Here is a 15,732-nt window from a genome sequence, read left to right as displayed (position 1 = left end):
ACGGGAGTCGCCTCAGGCGTACGGGGAGCGGTTGCCGCTCCCCGAGCGGTGGCCCGCGGCGGTCAGCGGCCGCTGATCCTGACCCACACCCGTTTGCCCTCGGGGGTGGGTTCGAACCCGATGCTGTCCGCCATCTCGCGCAGCAGCCACAGTCCGCGGCCCTCTTCGGCGGTCCAGTCGGGGAGGGTGATGCGCGGCAGGGTGGGGGAGCTGTCCAGGACGGTGACGCGTACCGCGCCGTCCTCCAGGAACAGCTCCAGCCTGCACCGTGGATCGGGTACATGGCGGGCCACATTGGACAGCAGTTCGGTGACTCCGTGCAGCACTACTTCGGTGACGGCGTCGTCCTGCTGCCATTCGCGCATCGCCAGCTTCGCGAGTCGCCGGAAGTGCGCGAGGTCCGATCGTCTGGCCGTCAGCAGCCAGCTGTAGGAAAGCGGCTGGGCCGCGTCGGTGCTGTGGCTGGCGAGCGTCATGATCCCTCCATGTGCTCAGGGGCGTGTCGGTGAGCGCGTGCGGTGCGTACCGTCTCGCACCCTGCCCTGGTCGCACAGACCCTGACTCCCGGCAGTCCGCAAGGAATTCAGCCGCACATGTGGAGTTCATATCACTCGGATGAGTGGCGAAGGCAGTGGCGAATGCCGCGGGACGGCTTTACGCCACTGCCTGCCGGTCAGTTGACCGGAATCGCCCGCCGCGCGGATCTCAGTCGCGGAGCGCTTCGGCGATCGCGTCGGCGATCGGCGTGGTGGGCCGGCCGATCAGTCGTGCCAGGTCACCGGGGGTGGCGGCGAGCAGTCCGCGCCCGATGGCCAGGTCCACGCCGACCAGGACGGCGGCGAACGGCTCGGGGAGCCCGGCGGCCACCAGGTTCGCGGTCTGCCGCTCGGCGGTGACGGCGCTGTAGGTGATGTCCTTGCCGGAGAGCCGGGAGACCTCGGCGGCGTACTCGGCGAAGCTCCAGGCGGTGTCGCCGCTCAGCTCGTACACCGTGTTCGCGTGGCCCTCACCGGTCAGGACCGCGGCCGCGGCGGCGGCGTAGTCGGCGCGGGAGGCGGAGGCGACCCTGCCCTCGCCCGCGGCGGACACCACCTGGCCGTGCTCCAGCACGGGGCCCAGCTGGGCCGTGTAGTTCTCGTGGTACCAGCCGTTGCGCAGGAAGGTGTACGGCAGCCCGGAGGCGAGGATCGCCTCCTCGGTGCCCTTGTGGTCATCGGCCAGGGTGAAGTCGGCCGCCGGGCCGCCGAGCACGCCGGTGTAGGCCAGCAGCGCCACCCCCGCCTCCCTGGCGGCGTCGATGACCGCGGTGTGCTGCGGGATCCGCCGGCCGACCTCGTTGCCGGAGATCAGCAGCACCCGGTCGCCGGCGGCGAAGGCGCCGCGCAGGGTGGCCGGGTCGTCGTAGTCGGCGATCCGCAGCCGGACCCCGCGCTCCGCCAGGTCGGCCGCCTTCGCCGCGTCCCGCACCACCGCCGTAACGTGATCGGCCGGCACCGACGCCAGCAGGGCGTCGATGACCAGTCGTCCCAGCTGACCGGTGGCTCCCGTGACTACCAGCATGCTCGCTACTCCCTCGGGGATGGTTTCTTCTCGTACGTCGCGTGCGTCTCCCACGGTAGGCGGGTAACTAACTCAGGGAAAGTACCCACTTTGAAGTAAGCTACTGGCATGGATGTGAGCAGGAAGTACAACGTGAACGCCGCCGACTGTCCCTCCCGCGCGGTGCTGGAGCACGTCACCAGCCGCTGGGGGGTCCTGGTGCTGGCGCTGCTGCGGGACGAGGGGTCGTTGCGCTTCAGCGAACTGCGGCGGGCCATCTCCGGCATCAGCGAGAAGATGCTCGCCCAGACCCTCCAGACCCTGGAGCGCGACGGGTTCGTGCACCGGGCGGCGCAGCCGGTGATCCCGCCCCGGGTGGACTACTCGCTCACCGGGCTGGGCTGGGAGGCGGCCGCGCACGTGTGGGGTCTGGCGCGCTGGGTGGAGGAGCGGCTGCCGCAGGTGCAGGAGGGGCAGCAGCGGTACGACCTGGCACGCGCCGCCACCCGCTGATCCGCCGGGGCCGGCCGGCCCCGGTCAGCCGCTCCAGCGCTCGGCCAGCGCGGCGGGCATCTGCCGCAGATGGTCATGGGTGGCGCGCTGGAGCGCCACGAGCGACCCGTCGCCGCGCCGCGTCCAGTCCTGGGCCGCCAGCGCCGAGGCCACCACGTAGGCGCCGACGAGCAGGGAGGGGCGCAGATCCCCGGGGGCGGTGTGCTCGCGGCGGGCGAGCACGGCGGCCATCCGCTGGTGCGCCGCGGCGGAGTGCACCATCTGGGCGGCCCGCAGTTCCGGCTCGACGCACACCAGCCGCAGCGCCGGCAGGACGGTCTCCAGCGACTCGCCGGCCGTGATCTCCATGACCCGGGCGCCCGCCTCCCGCAGCACCGTGAGCGGTGGTTCGTGCTCCGGCCGCCGTTCGGCCTCGGCGAGGAAGCGGTCGGTGATCTCCTGGACCGGATGGAGGACGAGTTCCTCCTTGCTGGCGAAGTAGCGGAAGAACGTCCGCTCCGAGACCCCCGCCTCGCGGGCGACGTCCCCGATCGTCGTACGGGCGTACCCGCGGTCGAGAAACAGGTCGAGTCCGCGGCGCAGCAACTCCTGCCGGGTTCGCAGCTTGTGGCTCGCGCGCGCTCCCGGTGCGGTGGTGTGGGGTCCCATGCGGGCATGTTACGTCGCTGAAATGTACATGGAAACGGTCGCGTATCGATCCGCTTGCGTTTCGATGGGGTGCGTCCTACGCTCTGACGTGTACGACACCGTTTCGATCCACTGGGGGCCGCATGACGGGCCGGGCCGGCGAGGCGTCCACCCGCAGGACCGCGCGCAGCAAGATCACCCCCGAGCGCGAGGCCGAACTGTACGAGGCCGTGCTCGAACTGCTGCGGGAGCGCGGCTACGAAGCGCTGACCATGGACGCCATCGCCGCACGCACCAGGTCCAGCAAGGCCACCCTCTACCGCCAGTGGGGGACCAAGGGCCAACTGGTCATCGCGGCACTGCGCCACGGCAAGCCGTTCGACATCGAGGACATCGACACCGGCACCCTGGCCGGCGACCTGCGGGAGATGACCCGCCGCACCGGCAAGGCCGCCGGCGAGGACACCGAACTGCTCCAGGCCATCACCCACGCCGCCCGCCAGGACGAGGATCTGCGACTGGCCATGCGGGAGATGCTGATCCGCCCGGAGAACGAGGTCCTGGAACGGGCGCTGGCGCGCGGCGCGGAACGCGGCGAGGTGGACCCCGGCAACCCCGCCCTCGGCTACGTCGTGCACGCCCTGCTCGGCGCGCTCCTCGCCCGCCCGCTGATCGAGGACGACTACGCGGACGGCCCCTACCTGGAGCACTTCCTGGACTCGGTCGTGCTGCCCGCCCTGCTGCTGCGGCCGGAGAACCCCCGCCCCCGCCCCTGACCCGATCCCGACGTCCCGTCTCCCCGCCCCACCCACCTGACCCGGCCGCCCCGACGGCCGCCGGGACGGCACCGCTCGCCACCGAACCCCTATCACGCCACACGCTTGATCAGGAGACCCCCGCATCATGGCGACTTTCCTCTACAGAATGGGCCGCTTCTCCTTCGTACGGCGGCGCTGGATCGTGCTGCTGTGGGTGGTGCTGCTCGGCCTCGCGGGCGCCGGCGCCGCCACCAACTCCGAACCCGGCTCGACCGAGTTCACCATCCCCGGTACCGAGGCACAGCAGGCGTTCGACCTGCTGAACGAGCGCTACCCGGGTTCCGGCGCCGACGGAGCCACCGCTCGCGTCGTGATCCGCGCCCCCGAAGGCGAACTGATCACCGACCCCGCCCACCGCAGCGCCGTCCAGGACCTGGTCGCCGACCTGCGCTCGGGATCCGACCTGGTGGCCAACGTCGCCGACCCGTACGAGTCCCAGGCCATCAGCGAGGACGGGACCACCGCGTACGCCCAGGTCTCCTACCTGGTCAAGGGCCTGGAACTGGAGGACGCGGACCGCGACGCGCTGGAGGGCGCCGCCGAGGCGGGACGGGCCGGCGGGCTGACCGTGGAGATCGGCGGCGACGCCCTCCTCCAGATCCCCGCCACCGGCATCACCGAGGTCATCGGGGTCGCCGTGGCCGCCGTCGTCCTCGTCATCACCCTCGGCTCCCTCATCTCCGCGGGACTGCCACTGCTCACCGCGCTGATCGGGGTCGGCGTCGCCGTGGCCACCATCACCGCGCTCACCGGCCCGCTCGGCCTCGACGGCACCACCCCCATCCTGGCGATGATGCTCGGCCTCGCCGTGGGCATCGACTACGCGCTGTTCATCGTCTCCCGCTACCGGGCCGAACTCGCCGAGGGCCACTCCCACCCGGAGGCCACCGGACGGGCGCTGGGCACCGCGGGCTCCGCCGTGGTGTTCGCCGGGCTCACCGTCATCATCGCGCTGGCCGGGCTCGCCGTGGTCAACATCCCCATCCTCACCAAGATGGGTCTGGCCGCCGCCGGTTCGGTACTGATCGCCGTCCTCATCGCCATCACCATGATTCCCGCGCTGCTCGGCTTCGCCGGGGACCGCATCCTGCCCCGGCGCACCCGCGACCGGCCGGCGGCTCCGGACACCACCGGCACCGGCACCACGGGCGACACGGGCGCAACGGACCCCGGCCCGGCGGCCACGCGTCCCAACATGGGCACCCGCTGGGCCCGCTTCGTGCTGCGCCGCCCGCTCGCCGTCCTCCTGGTCGCCGTCGTCGGCCTGGGCACCCTCGCGCTGCCCGCCACCAGGATGGAACTGGGCCTGCCCGACGACGGGACCCAGCCCACCGACACCACCCAGCGCCGCGCCTACGACCTGCTCGCCGAATCCTTCGGCGCCGGCTTCAACGGCCCTCTGATGGTGGCCGTCGACGGCCAGGACGCCGACGGGGACGTCAGCGCCGCCGCCGAGCGCGCCAGGGCCACCATCGAGGGCCTGGACGATGTCGCCCTCGTCACCGAGCCGGTGCTCAGCGAGGACGGCTCCACCGCCATCCTCACCGTGATCCCGTCCTCCAAGCCGCTGAGCACCGAGACCGAGGACCTGGTGACGGCCATCCGGGACGGCGCGGGGCAACTGCGCGCCGACACCGGCGCCACCTTGCTGGTCACCGGCCAGACCGCCATGGGCATCGATGTCTCCGACAAGCTCAACGACGCCCTGCTGCCCTACCTGGCCCTCGTCGTCGGCCTCGCCTTCCTGCTGCTGATCCTCGTCTTCCGCTCCCTGCTGGTGCCGCTCAAGGCCGCTCTCGGCTTCCTGCTGTCCGTGCTGGCCGCCCTCGGTGCCGTCGTCGCCGTCTTCCAGTGGGGCTGGCTGGGCGGTCTGTTCGGCGTCGAGGAGACCGGCCCGGTGATGAGCCTGATGCCGATCTTCCTGGTCGGAGTGGTCTTCGGACTCGCCATGGACTACGAGGTGTTCCTGGTCACCCGGATGCGCGAGGCGTACGTCCACGGCCAGAGCCCCGGCGAGGCCGTCGTCACCGGATTCCGGCACGGCGCCCGGGTCGTCACCGCCGCCGCCATCATCATGATCAGCGTCTTCGCCGGGTTCGTCGGCTCCACCGAACCCATGGTCAAGATGATCGGCCTCGGGCTGGCCATCGCCGTCTTCTTCGACGCCTTCGTCGTGCGGATGACGCTGGTGCCCGCCGTCCTGGGCCTGCTCGGCCGGTCCGCCTGGTGGCTGCCCTCCTGGCTGGAACGGGCCCTGCCCGACGTGGACGTGGAGGGCGAGAAGCTGCAACAGCGCCTCGGCGCACCCCGGGACGGGACGAAGACCCACGAGGCGGCCGTGCCGTAAAACGGTTCAGCGCTCCGCGCGTGGCAGGCGGCCCGAGTGTCGGCGCCGCCTGCCACAATGCACAGCGCGGCGCAGAGCGCGCCGGGAAAGCGGAGCGTGAGACGTGACACAGTCCGTGGCGGGCAGGTCCATCGAGAGCAGGATCGCCGAGGAACTGGGCGTACGGGAGGGGCAGGTGACGTCCGCGGTGGGGTTGCTGGACGGCGGCTCCACGGTGCCGTTCATCGCCCGCTACCGCAAAGAGGCCACCGGCATGCTGGACGACGCCCAGCTGCGCGCCCTGGAGGAACGGCTGCGTTATCTGCGCGAGCTGGAGGAACGCCGCGCGGCGATCCTGGAGTCCATCCGCGGCCAGGGCAAGCTGGACGACGCCCTGGAGCAGCGGATCAACGCCGCCGAGACCAAGGCCAGGCTCGAGGACATCTACCTGCCCTACAAGCCCAAGCGCCGCACCAAGGCGCAGATCGCCCGCGAGGCCGGCCTCGAACCGCTGGCCGACGCGCTGCTGGCCGACCCCACCGTCGATCCGCAGGCGGCCGCCGCCGCGTTCACCGACGAGGCCAAGGGCGTCCCCGACGCCGCAGCCGCCCTCACCGGCGCCCGCGCCATCCTCACCGAACGCTTCGGCGAGGACGCCGACCTGCTGGGTGAGCTGCGCGAAAAGATGTGGACCACCGGCCGGGTGGTGGCCAAGGTCCGCGAGGGCAAGGAGGAGGCCGGCGCCAAGTTCGCCGACTACTTCGACTTCGCCGAGCCCTTCACCAAGCTGCCCTCGCACCGGGTCCTGGCCATGCTGCGCGGCGAGAAGGAGGAGATCCTCGATCTCACCCTCGACCCCGAGCCCGCCGACGCCGCACCGGCGCAGGACGGCCCCAGCGCCTACGAACGGGCCATCGCCCACCGGTTCGGCATCAGTGACCGGGGCCGCCCCGGCGACGCCTGGCTGGCCGAGACCGTTCGCTGGTCCTGGCGCACCCGCATCCTGGTGCACCTCGGCATCGACCTGCGCACCCGGCTGCGCACCGCCGCCGAGGACGAGGCCGTCGACGTCTTCGCCGCCAACCTGCGTGACCTGCTGCTCGCCGCCCCCGCGGGTACCCGCCCCACCATGGGCCTGGACCCGGGCCTGCGCACCGGCGTGAAGGTCGCCGTGGTCGACGCCACCGGCAAGGTCGCGGCCACCGACACGGTCTACCCGCACGCCCCGCGCCGCAACTGGACCGAGGCGCTGGCCCGGCTGGGCACCCTGGTCACCGAGCACGGCGTGGAACTCATCGCGATCGGCAACGGCACCGCCTCGCGCGAGACCGACAAGCTGGCCGGCGAGCTGATCTCCGCCCTCGCCCCGGCCAAGGTGACCAAGATGGTGGTCTCCGAGGCGGGCGCCTCCGTCTACTCGGCCTCCGCCTACGCGGGGGAGGAGCTGCCCGACCTCGATGTCTCGCTGCGCGGCGCCGTGTCCATCGCCCGCCGGCTCCAGGACCCGCTCGCCGAGCTGGTGAAGATCGACCCGCGCTCCATCGGCGTCGGCCAGTACCAGCACGACCTGTCCGAGGTGAAGCTCTCCCGCTCCCTGGACGCGGTGGTCGAGGACTGCGTGAACGGCGTCGGCGTCGACGTCAACACCGCCTCCGTGCCGCTGCTGTCCCGGGTCTCGGGCGTCTCCGGGACCCTCGCCAAACTGATCGTGGCCCACCGCGACACCAACGGCCCCTTCCACAGCCGCCGGGCCCTCAAGGACGTCTCCCGGCTCGGCCCCAAGGCGTTCGAGCAGTGCGCGGGATTCCTGCGCATCCGGGACGGCGAGGACCCGCTGGACGCCTCGGCGGTGCACCCCGAGGCCTATCCGGTGGTGCGCCGCATCGTGCGCGAGACCGGCAAGGAGGTCGGCGCGCTGATCGGTGACAGCGCCGCGCTGCGCGGGCTGCGGCCCGCGGACTACGTGGACGACACCTTCGGCCTGCCCACCGTCACCGACATCCTGGGCGAGCTGGAGAAGCCGGGGCGCGACCCGCGCCCCGAATTCCGCGCGGCCCGCTTCAGGGAGGGCGTGGAGAAGATCGGCGACCTGGAGCCCGGCATGGTGCTGGAGGGCGTGGTCTCCAACGTCGCCGCCTTCGGCGCCTTCGTCGATGTCGGCGTCCACCAGGACGGTCTGGTGCATGTCTCGGCGATGTCCGCCAAGTTCGTCTCCGACCCCCGCGAGGTGGTCAAGCCGGGCGACATCGTCCGGGTCAAGGTCCTGGACGTGGATGTGAAGCGGCAGCGGATCTCGCTGACCCTGCGCCTGGACGAGGAGCGGCCGGCCGGCGGCGGGCGCGCCGAGCGGGACGGTGCCGGCGCCCCGCGCCAGCGCGACCGGCGCGGTGGTCAGGGGGAGCAGCGGGGTGGCCGGGGTGGCCGGCAGGGCGGTGCCGGGGCGCGTCAGGGCCGCGGTGGCGCCGCGCCGGCGGCACAGCCCGCCAACGGTGCCATGGCCGACGCCCTGCGCCGCGCCGGGCTGCTCGGCGGCGGGAACGGCAGCGGGGGCGGAAACGGCGGGCGGGGCGGCCGGGGCCGCTGACCCGCGCCGCACGGCCCCCGTACCGGGAGCGGCGGCACAGCGCACAGGGCGAGGGCCCGGGAGGTCGAATCCCGGGTCCTCGCCCCTTTTTGCGCCAAGAAGTCATGAGATATGCACGGATGGTAACCGAGCTTGTCACGGGGAGGGAAATAACTTACGGTACCGTAACCTACGGTCTCGTAGGTACATCCCCGACCCCGCCGCTCTTGGAGCCCTTGTGACACTGAGTTCCGACCACATCTCCCTCAAGGACACGTGGACCGACGCCCGCCTGCTCTTCGCCCTGGAGGAAGTCGTCGAGAAGGAGCTCAACCGCCATCTCGCCGTCGCCAAGGACTGGATGCCGCACGAGTACGTGCCCTGGAGCGAGGGACGGAACTTCGACGGGCCGTTCGGCGGCGAGCCGTGGGCGCCCGAGCAGTCGAAGGTCACGGACGTGGGGCGCACCGCGCTGGTGGTCAATCTCCTCACCGAGGACAACCTCCCCAGCTACCACCACGAGATAGCCACACTCTTCGGCCGGGACGGCGCCTGGGGCACCTGGGTGCACCGCTGGACCGCGGAGGAGGGCCGGCACGGCATCGTGATGCGGGACTACCTGCTCACCACCCGCGCCGTGGACCCGGTGGAGCTGGAGAACTTCCGGATGCAGCACATGTCCGAGGGCTTCGAGTTCGACCACCCCGAGTCGATGCTGCACTCGGTGTCCTACGTGGCCTTCCAGGAGCTGGCCACCCGGATCTCGCACCGCAACACCGGACACCACTCCGGCGACCCGGTCTGCGACCGCATGCTGTCGCGGATCGCCACCGACGAGAACCTGCACATGGTCTTCTACCGGAACCTGCTGCGGGCCGCCTTCGAGCTGGCGCCCGACCGCACCATGTGCGCCGTGCGTGACGTGGTCGTCAACTTCCGGATGCCCGGCCACGGCATCCCCGGTTTCGAGCGCGCCGCGGCCCGCATGGCGCTCGGCGGCATCTACAACATGCGCATCCACCACGACGACGTGCTCCAGCCGGTGCTGCGCTTCTTGAAGGTCATGGAGGTGGACGGCCTGGGCCCCGAGGGGCAGCGCGCCCAGGAAGAGGTGGGCATGTACATGAACGGCCTGGACGCCGAGGCCCGCAAGTTCGACGAGCGGCTCGCCGCCCGTCTCGCCCGCCAGGCGGCCCGCAAGAACGGCTGACGCGCGCACGGCGGGAATACGGTTGCCCGGTCCCCGCCGGCCCCCGTACGCTCGATGACGGCCTTGTCGTCGGCGAGGGGAGAGGCCGTTGCGCATCTGAGGTCTGGGACACCGTGAGCCCGTCGGCCCGTACGGCAGCACTGCCCGTACGGCGCGCCGCGTCACGTGTGCGACCTCGGAAGTGAGCGGCCCGTACCACACGCCTCCCACGCATCCGATCACCCATCGACGGCCCTGACCGGCCCCGGTGTCCCGATGAGCTGCGACCCCTCTCATCGACGAACACCGGGAGACCGGCATGGCCCCCACCACCGCACACATCACCTGCCACGGGCTGACCTTCGGCTGGCCCGACGGCACCCCCCTCTTCGACGGCCTCGACCTGGCGCTGGGCCCCGGCCGCACCGGGCTGATCGGCGTGAACGGCTCCGGCAAGTCCACGCTGCTCCGGCTGATCGCGGGCGAACTCAGCCCGGCGGCCGGCACCGTACGCGCCGCGGGCGACATCGGATACCTGCCGCAGGACCTCACCCTGGACACCTCGCGCCCGGTCGACGAGGTGCTGGGCATCGAGGGAACGCGTGCCGCCCTGCACGCCATCGAGTCCGGCGACGCCGCCCCCGAGCACTTCGCGGTGGTCGGCGACGACTGGGACATCGAGGAACGCACCCGGGCCGTCCTGGACGAACTCGGCCTGCACGACGTGGGCCTGGACCGTACGGTCGGCGAGATCTCCGGCGGCCAGAGCGTGCTGCTGCGGCTGGCCGCCCTGCTGCTGCGCCGCCCCGCCGTCCTGCTGCTGGACGAGCCCACCAACAACCTCGACCTGCGGGCCAGGGAACGGCTGTACGCGGCCGTCGACGCCTGGCACGGGGTCCTGGTCGTGGTCAGCCACGACCGGGAACTCCTGGAACGCGTCGATGAGATCGCGGATCTGCGGGACGGCGAGGTGGTCCGCTTCGGCGGCACCCTCTCGGCGTACGAGGCGGCGGTCGCCGTCGAACAGGAGGCCGCCGAGCGGATGGTGCGGGCCGCCGAGGCCGATGTACGCCGGCAGCGGCGCGAACTCGTCGAGGCGCACGAGAAGCTGGCCCGCCGGGCGGCGGCCGGGCGCCGGACGGCGCGGAGCGGGAGCCTGCCGAAGATCCTGGTGGGTGGCCGCAAACGCCAGGCCCAGCAGACCGCGGGCCGCACCCGGACCCTGCACGAGGACCGGCTCGCCGGCGCCCGGGAGCGCCTGGAGGAGGCCGAGTCCGCCGTCCGGGACGACGACGAGATCCGCGTGGAACTGCCGGCCACCGAGGTACCGGCGCGGCGGCGGGTGCTGACCCTGGCCGACCTGGTGCCGCGGCACGGCGCCCGCGTCGATCTCCAGGTGCTCGGCCCCGAACGGATCGCCCTGACCGGCGGCAACGGATCGGGTAAGACCACCTTGCTGCGCACCATCACCGGGGAACTGGACCCGCTCTCGGGCGAGGCGCGGGTGCATGTGCCGCTGCGCTACCTGCCGCAGCGGCTGGATGTGCTGGACGACACGCTCAGCGTGTACGAGAACGTGCGGCGCCTGGCGCCGCGCGCGCCGGGGCAGCGCATCCGTGCCCAGCTGGCGCGGTTCCTGTTCCGGGCCGGGCGGGCCGATCAGATCGCGGGCAGTCTGTCCGGGGGCGAGCGCTTCCGTGCCTCGCTGGCCGCGCTGCTGCTGGCCGAGCCCGCCCCGCAACTGCTGTTGCTGGACGAGCCGACCAACAACCTGGACCTGGCCAGCGTCCGCCGGCTGACGGCGGCGCTCGACGCGTACCGGGGCGCGCTGCTGGTCGCCAGCCACGATCTGCCGTTCCTGCGGGAGATCGGCATCACGCGCCGGCTGCGGGCCGAGGGGGAGGAACTGGTGGAGGGCGACCCGCTGTAGGGGGCGCCCGGACGTACGGCGGCCGGGGCGGTGGGCCATCCACCGCCCCGGCCACGGCCGCCTGGAGCCTGCCGGGCAGCGTCGGACAGGACCTAGCCGAGCTGGTTCTTCTGGAGCCGCGCGTACGCCCCGCCGCCGCGCATGAGTTCCTCGTGACTGCCGATCTCCAGCACCTTGCCCTGGTCCATCACCACGATGCGGTCGGCGCCGCGGATGGTGGACAGCCGGTGGGCGACCACGAACACGGTGCGGCCGCGCATCAGACGGCTCATCGCCTCCTGCACCAGCGCCTCGGAGCGGGTGTCCAGTGCCGAGGTGGCCTCGTCCAGCACCAGGATGCGCGGGTCGCGGATGAGGGCCCGGGCGATGGCCAGACGCTGTCGCTGGCCGCCGGAGAGCCGGGCGCCGCGCTCGCCGACCACGGTGTCCAGACCGCTGGGCAGCCGGTCGACGAACTCCAGGGCGTTGGCGTCCCGCAGGGCCCGGCGCACCTGTTCCTCGTCCACCGTCTCCAGGCCGTAGCCGACGTTCTCCCGGATGGTGCCCTCGAAGAGCACCGACTCCTGCGGCACCACCGACAGGAACCGCCGGTAACTGCGCAGGTCCAGGGTGGCCATGTCCCGGCCGTCCAGCGTGATCCGCCCGGAGACGGGCCGGATGAAGCCGATCAGCAGGTTGAGGATGGTGGACTTGCCGGCTCCCGAGGCTCCCACCAGGGCGATCGTTTCGCCCGGTGCCACCGACAGGCTGAAGCCGGTGACGGCCGCCTGTCCCTCGGTGTCGTAACGGAAGCCCACCCGCTCGAAGTCGATGCGGCCGCCGACCTTCTCGATGCGCTGCTTGCCGTCGTTGACCTCCAGGTCGGGGTCCTCCAGCACCTCGCCGAGCGAGCGCACCGATTCGAGCCCCTTGGTGATGATCGGGGTCAGGCCCATCAGCACGGTCATGGAGGCGGTGAGGGTGGTGAAGAAGGTGGAGAGCATCACCACGTCCCCGGGGGTCATCGGCAGCCAGGCGTAGTAGGCGACCAGCGCCGCCAGCGCCAGACAGCCGATGCCCAGGGCCTGCAGCAGGATCCAGGCCAGCGCGCCGAAGTGGCCGTTGAGCATGTCCAGGCGCAGGCCGGCGGTGAGCACGTTGCGCAGTGAGCCGTCCACCCGGGCGACCGCGGTGCGTTCCAGGCCGTGGGCCCGGGTGACGGGGATGAGCGAGGTCATCTCGCCGACGCGGGAGGAGAGTTGCTCGACCTCGCGGCGGAACTGCGCGTTGTGCGAGCGCAGTCTGGCCCGCAGTCGCTGGACCAGCAGGGCGGCGGCCGGCACCACGATCAGGAACGCGGGCAGCGCTGCGGGGACCCGCAGGCCGATCACCGCGAGCCCGCCGGCCAGCGTCATGACGGCGTTCAGGCCGTTGTCCGAACTCTGCTGGACGGAGGTCTCGATGTTCTCCACGTCGCGGATGACCTTGGTCTGCAGCGCGCTGGCGCTGACCCGGGAGTGGTAGCCGATGGACAGCTCCTGCATCCGCCGGCACAGGGCGGAGCGCAGCCCGGTGCCGGTGCGGCGGACGCTGCCGTACAGACAGCGGATGTACAGCAGGTGCATCGGATAGTTGAGGGACAGGACCACCGTCAGGACCGCGATGTTGGTGGCCAGGTCCGAGATCGGGCGCTGCTCCACCACGATGTCGATGATGTTCGCGGTGACCAGCGGCAGCAGCCAGACCGGGGAGTGCTTGACGCCGAACGCGAGCACGGCGACCAGCAGCCGGGCCCGGTCCTCTCGGAAGAGGTAGGCGAGGGTCCGTACGGGGTGTTCACCCCGATAGCGGTGCTCCAGGGGGCCTTGCGGCAGAGCCATGAATGCAGCCCTCCAAAAGCCAGGGGGAATGGGTCGCGGGGACCTTGCCCCCCTTGGCCGTCGAACAGTCGCCGAAATTGTGATGGCAAGCGCTCTTGGTCACTTTGATGATGTTTTGGGGTATTTCATTGGGGTCTTTGCGCAACGATGCGCCCGGCCGGTCGGGTGACGGCCGGGTTTTGTCGTAAAGCAAGCTGAGATGAAGAGAAGCGGTCAGAATCCGCTGAGGATCCTATGAATTGCGCTCATTCGGTCATGCCGCGCTGGCACATGCCAAGACTCGGAAAGATGGACAGCCGATCAGGTGCCGCGCCGCACCCCACCGCCCCCGCCGCGTCCGGTGATCCGGGCGTCTGGCGCCTCACCGCCGCCCCCGTCGACGCCTCCGTACCGCTGATCCGGCACGCGGTGCGCGACCTCCTGCACCGCCGGCACATCCCGCTGAGCGCCGACCGGATGGGCTCACTGCTGCTGATCGTCTCCGAGCTGGTCACCAACGCCGTACGGCACGCCGCCCTGCTCACCCCGCAGATCGGCATCGAGGTCGCGCTCACCCCCGGCCGGGTCCGGATCGCCGTCGAGGACGGCCACCCGTACCGGCCCAAGGCCCTGGAGGCCAGGGCCGAACACACCAGCGGACGCGGACTGCTGCTGGTGAAGATCGTCACACACGAGGCCGGCGGCACCTGCGGCGTGGACGCCACCGCCGCCGGCGGAAAGATCATCTGGGCCGAACTGCCCTGGGACCGCTACTGACCAGGGGTTTCACCAGCCGGCGGCCGGCCCCGTCACCGCCCGGATCCCCGGACGCGCCGCGTCCAGCACCGTCATGAACCAGGCCGAGAACGGCGCCCGCTCGTGCCGGCGCGCCAGCTCCTGCGGCGTGACGAAAGCGGTGTCACCGACCTCCGAGGGATCAGGCCGCACCTCCTGCTCCAGGACCCCGGCGAACAGATGGTTGAACTCCTGCTCCACCAGACCCGACTGGGGGTCCGGGTGGTTGTAGCGCACCGTGCCCGCCTCCCGCAGCAGCACCGGCGAGACCCCCAGCTCCTCCGCCGTGCGCCGCGCCGCCGCGACGAACGGCGGCTCCCCGGGCAGCGGATGCCCGCAGCACGTGTTGGACCACACTCCGGGGGAGTGGTACTTCCCCAGCGCCCGGCGCTGGAGCAGCAGCCGCCCCGCCGGATCGAACAGGAACACCGAGAACGCCCGGTGCAACTGCCCCGGCGCCTGATGGGCGGCGAGCTTCTCCGCCGTGCCGATGGTCCGGCCCGCCTCGTCGACCAGCTCCAGCATGATCGGATCCACACTTACGTCCTTGCTGTCGGGCATGGTCACCTTCTCGGGCTGTATCGCGTGCTTCCCGCGAGGTTATCCCGGGCGGCCGGAGCCCCTTGACTCAGTGGCACAGACGGGGCTCATGAGCCGCATGCCCGTGCGGTTCCAGCTGGAACGTGCAGTGCTCCACGTCGAAGTGCTCACCCAGGCACCCCTGGAGCTCGTGCAGCAACCGCTCGTGCCCCACCGCGTCCAGCGTCTCCCGGGTCACCACCACGTGCGCCGACAGCACCGGCATGCCCGATGTGATCGTCCACACATGAAGGTCGTGCAGATCCGTCACCCCCGGCAGATCCATGATGTGCCGCCGCACCGCCGCGATGTCCACGTCCTTGGGTGCCGCCTCCAGCAGCACCTCCAGCGCCTCCCGGGCCAGCTTCACCGTCCTGGGCACGATCAGCAGCGCGATGAACAGCGAGGCGATGGTGTCCGCCCGCTGCCAGCCGGTGGTCCAGATCACCAGTGCCGCGATCACCACCGCCACCGACCCCAGGGTGTCCGCCAGCACCTCCAGGAACGCGCCGCGCACGTTCAGCGACTCCCGCTGCCCGCGCATCAGCAGCGAGAGCGACACCAGGTTCAGCAGCAGACCCGTCACACCGAAGACGATCGTCAGCCCGCCGGGCACCTCGGTCGGCTCCCGCAGCCGGTGCACCGCCTCGTACAGGATGTAGCCGCCCACTCCCAGCAGCAGCACACAGTTCACCAGCGCCGCGAGGATCTCCACCCGGGCCAGGCCGAACGTACGGTGCTCACTGGTGGGCCGGTTCGCCACATGGATCGCCAGCAGCGCCAGCGCGATGCCCACCCCGTCCGTCGCCACGTGCCCGGCGTCCGCCAGCAGCGCCAGCGACCCGGTCAGCCAGGCGCCGACCAGCTGGGCGACCAGCAGCACCACCGCGATCAGCAGCGCGATCAGCAGCCGTCCCCGGTACGCGGTGCCGGCCGTGCCCCGGCCGTGCCCGTGACCGGACGCCCCCCCGTGACTGTGTCCCGCTCCCATGGAAACGACCCTCCGTAACGTGAC

At 71.6% G+C, this 15,732-nt stretch carries 13 protein-coding genes; 7 read left to right on the top strand and 6 right to left on the bottom strand.

Features of this window, described 5'->3' with window-relative positions; translation table 11 throughout:
• Positions 1-62 precede the first annotated feature (62 nt).
• The gene (locus H7827_RS02535) at positions 63-476 is read right to left on the bottom strand and encodes an ATP-binding protein (protein ID WP_030731496.1); all 414 of its coding nucleotides are present in this window, start codon (positions 474-476) and stop codon (positions 63-65) included.
• A gap of 229 nt (positions 477-705) precedes the next feature.
• Positions 706-1,560 (bottom strand): SDR family oxidoreductase, encoded by an 855-nt coding sequence (locus H7827_RS02530; RefSeq protein ID WP_432742295.1) that lies wholly within the window; start codon positions 1,558-1,560, stop codon positions 706-708.
• Positions 1,561-1,668: 108 nt separating this feature from the next.
• Here H7827_RS02530 and H7827_RS02525 point away from each other — a divergent pair, with 108 nt between their 5' ends.
• A complete protein-coding gene (locus H7827_RS02525) occupies positions 1,669-2,052 on the top strand; it encodes a winged helix-turn-helix transcriptional regulator (RefSeq protein ID WP_432742293.1) in 384 nt (127 codons plus the stop codon).
• Positions 2,053-2,076: 24 nt separating this feature from the next.
• Here H7827_RS02525 and H7827_RS02520 read toward each other — a convergent pair whose 3' ends face one another.
• A complete protein-coding gene (locus H7827_RS02520) occupies positions 2,077-2,700 on the bottom strand; it encodes a TetR family transcriptional regulator (RefSeq protein ID WP_432742291.1) in 624 nt (207 codons plus the stop codon).
• Between the two features lie 122 nt (positions 2,701-2,822).
• On the opposite strand from H7827_RS02520, the gene H7827_RS02515 reads away from it, so the two are divergent.
• The 5 genes from H7827_RS02515 to H7827_RS02495 all read left to right on the top strand — a co-directional run bounded on the left by H7827_RS02515 (position 2,823) and on the right by H7827_RS02495 (position 11,505).
• Positions 2,823-3,455 carry a TetR/AcrR family transcriptional regulator gene (locus H7827_RS02515; protein WP_432742289.1) on the top strand — a complete coding sequence of 211 codons (633 nt, stop codon included), beginning with the start codon at positions 2,823-2,825 and terminating at the stop codon, positions 3,453-3,455.
• A 127-nt stretch (positions 3,456-3,582) separates the two neighbouring features.
• Positions 3,583-5,844 (top strand): MMPL family transporter, encoded by a 2,262-nt coding sequence (locus H7827_RS02510; protein WP_432742287.1) that lies wholly within the window; start codon positions 3,583-3,585, stop codon positions 5,842-5,844.
• 103 nt (positions 5,845-5,947) lie between these two features.
• Complete coding sequence (locus H7827_RS02505) at positions 5,948-8,407, top strand: Tex family protein (RefSeq protein WP_432742285.1); 2,460 nt, start codon at positions 5,948-5,950, stop codon at positions 8,405-8,407.
• Positions 8,408-8,624: 217 nt separating this feature from the next.
• Complete coding sequence (locus tag H7827_RS02500) at positions 8,625-9,596, top strand: acyl-ACP desaturase (protein ID WP_200362889.1); 972 nt, start codon at positions 8,625-8,627, stop codon at positions 9,594-9,596.
• A 298-nt stretch (positions 9,597-9,894) separates the two neighbouring features.
• Positions 9,895-11,505: an ABC-F family ATP-binding cassette domain-containing protein gene (locus H7827_RS02495; protein WP_432742283.1), complete on the top strand. Its 1,611-nt coding sequence runs from the start codon at positions 9,895-9,897 to the stop codon at positions 11,503-11,505.
• A 92-nt stretch (positions 11,506-11,597) separates the two neighbouring features.
• Here the strand turns inward: H7827_RS02495 and H7827_RS02490 are convergent, their stop codons facing one another.
• Complete coding sequence (locus H7827_RS02490; protein ID WP_386541559.1) at positions 11,598-13,364, bottom strand: ABC transporter ATP-binding protein; 1,767 nt, start codon at positions 13,362-13,364, stop codon at positions 11,598-11,600.
• Positions 13,365-13,652: 288 nt separating this feature from the next.
• On the opposite strand from H7827_RS02490, the gene H7827_RS02485 reads away from it, so the two are divergent.
• Positions 13,653-14,120 (top strand): ATP-binding protein, encoded by a 468-nt coding sequence (locus tag H7827_RS02485; protein WP_030731516.1) that lies wholly within the window; start codon positions 13,653-13,655, stop codon positions 14,118-14,120.
• A 9-nt stretch (positions 14,121-14,129) separates the two neighbouring features.
• On the opposite strand, the gene idi is transcribed toward H7827_RS02485, so the two are convergent.
• Positions 14,130-14,699, bottom strand: coding sequence for an isopentenyl-diphosphate Delta-isomerase (gene idi / locus H7827_RS02480; protein ID WP_030731519.1), 570 nt, complete (start codon positions 14,697-14,699; stop codon positions 14,130-14,132).
• Positions 14,700-14,766: 67 nt separating this feature from the next.
• Positions 14,767-15,708 carry a cation diffusion facilitator family transporter gene (locus tag H7827_RS02475; protein ID WP_375878062.1) on the bottom strand — a complete coding sequence of 314 codons (942 nt, stop codon included), beginning with the start codon at positions 15,706-15,708 and terminating at the stop codon, positions 14,767-14,769.
• Positions 15,709-15,732: the final 24 nt, after the last annotated feature.

Source organism: Streptomyces sp. JH002 (genome assembly GCF_050916115.1).
Classification (GTDB): domain Bacteria; phylum Actinomycetota; class Actinomycetes; order Streptomycetales; family Streptomycetaceae; genus Streptomyces; species Streptomyces xiamenensis.
The sequence above is the reverse complement of the archived record's forward strand: the minus strand, read 5'-3'. Positions and strand labels throughout refer to the sequence as shown.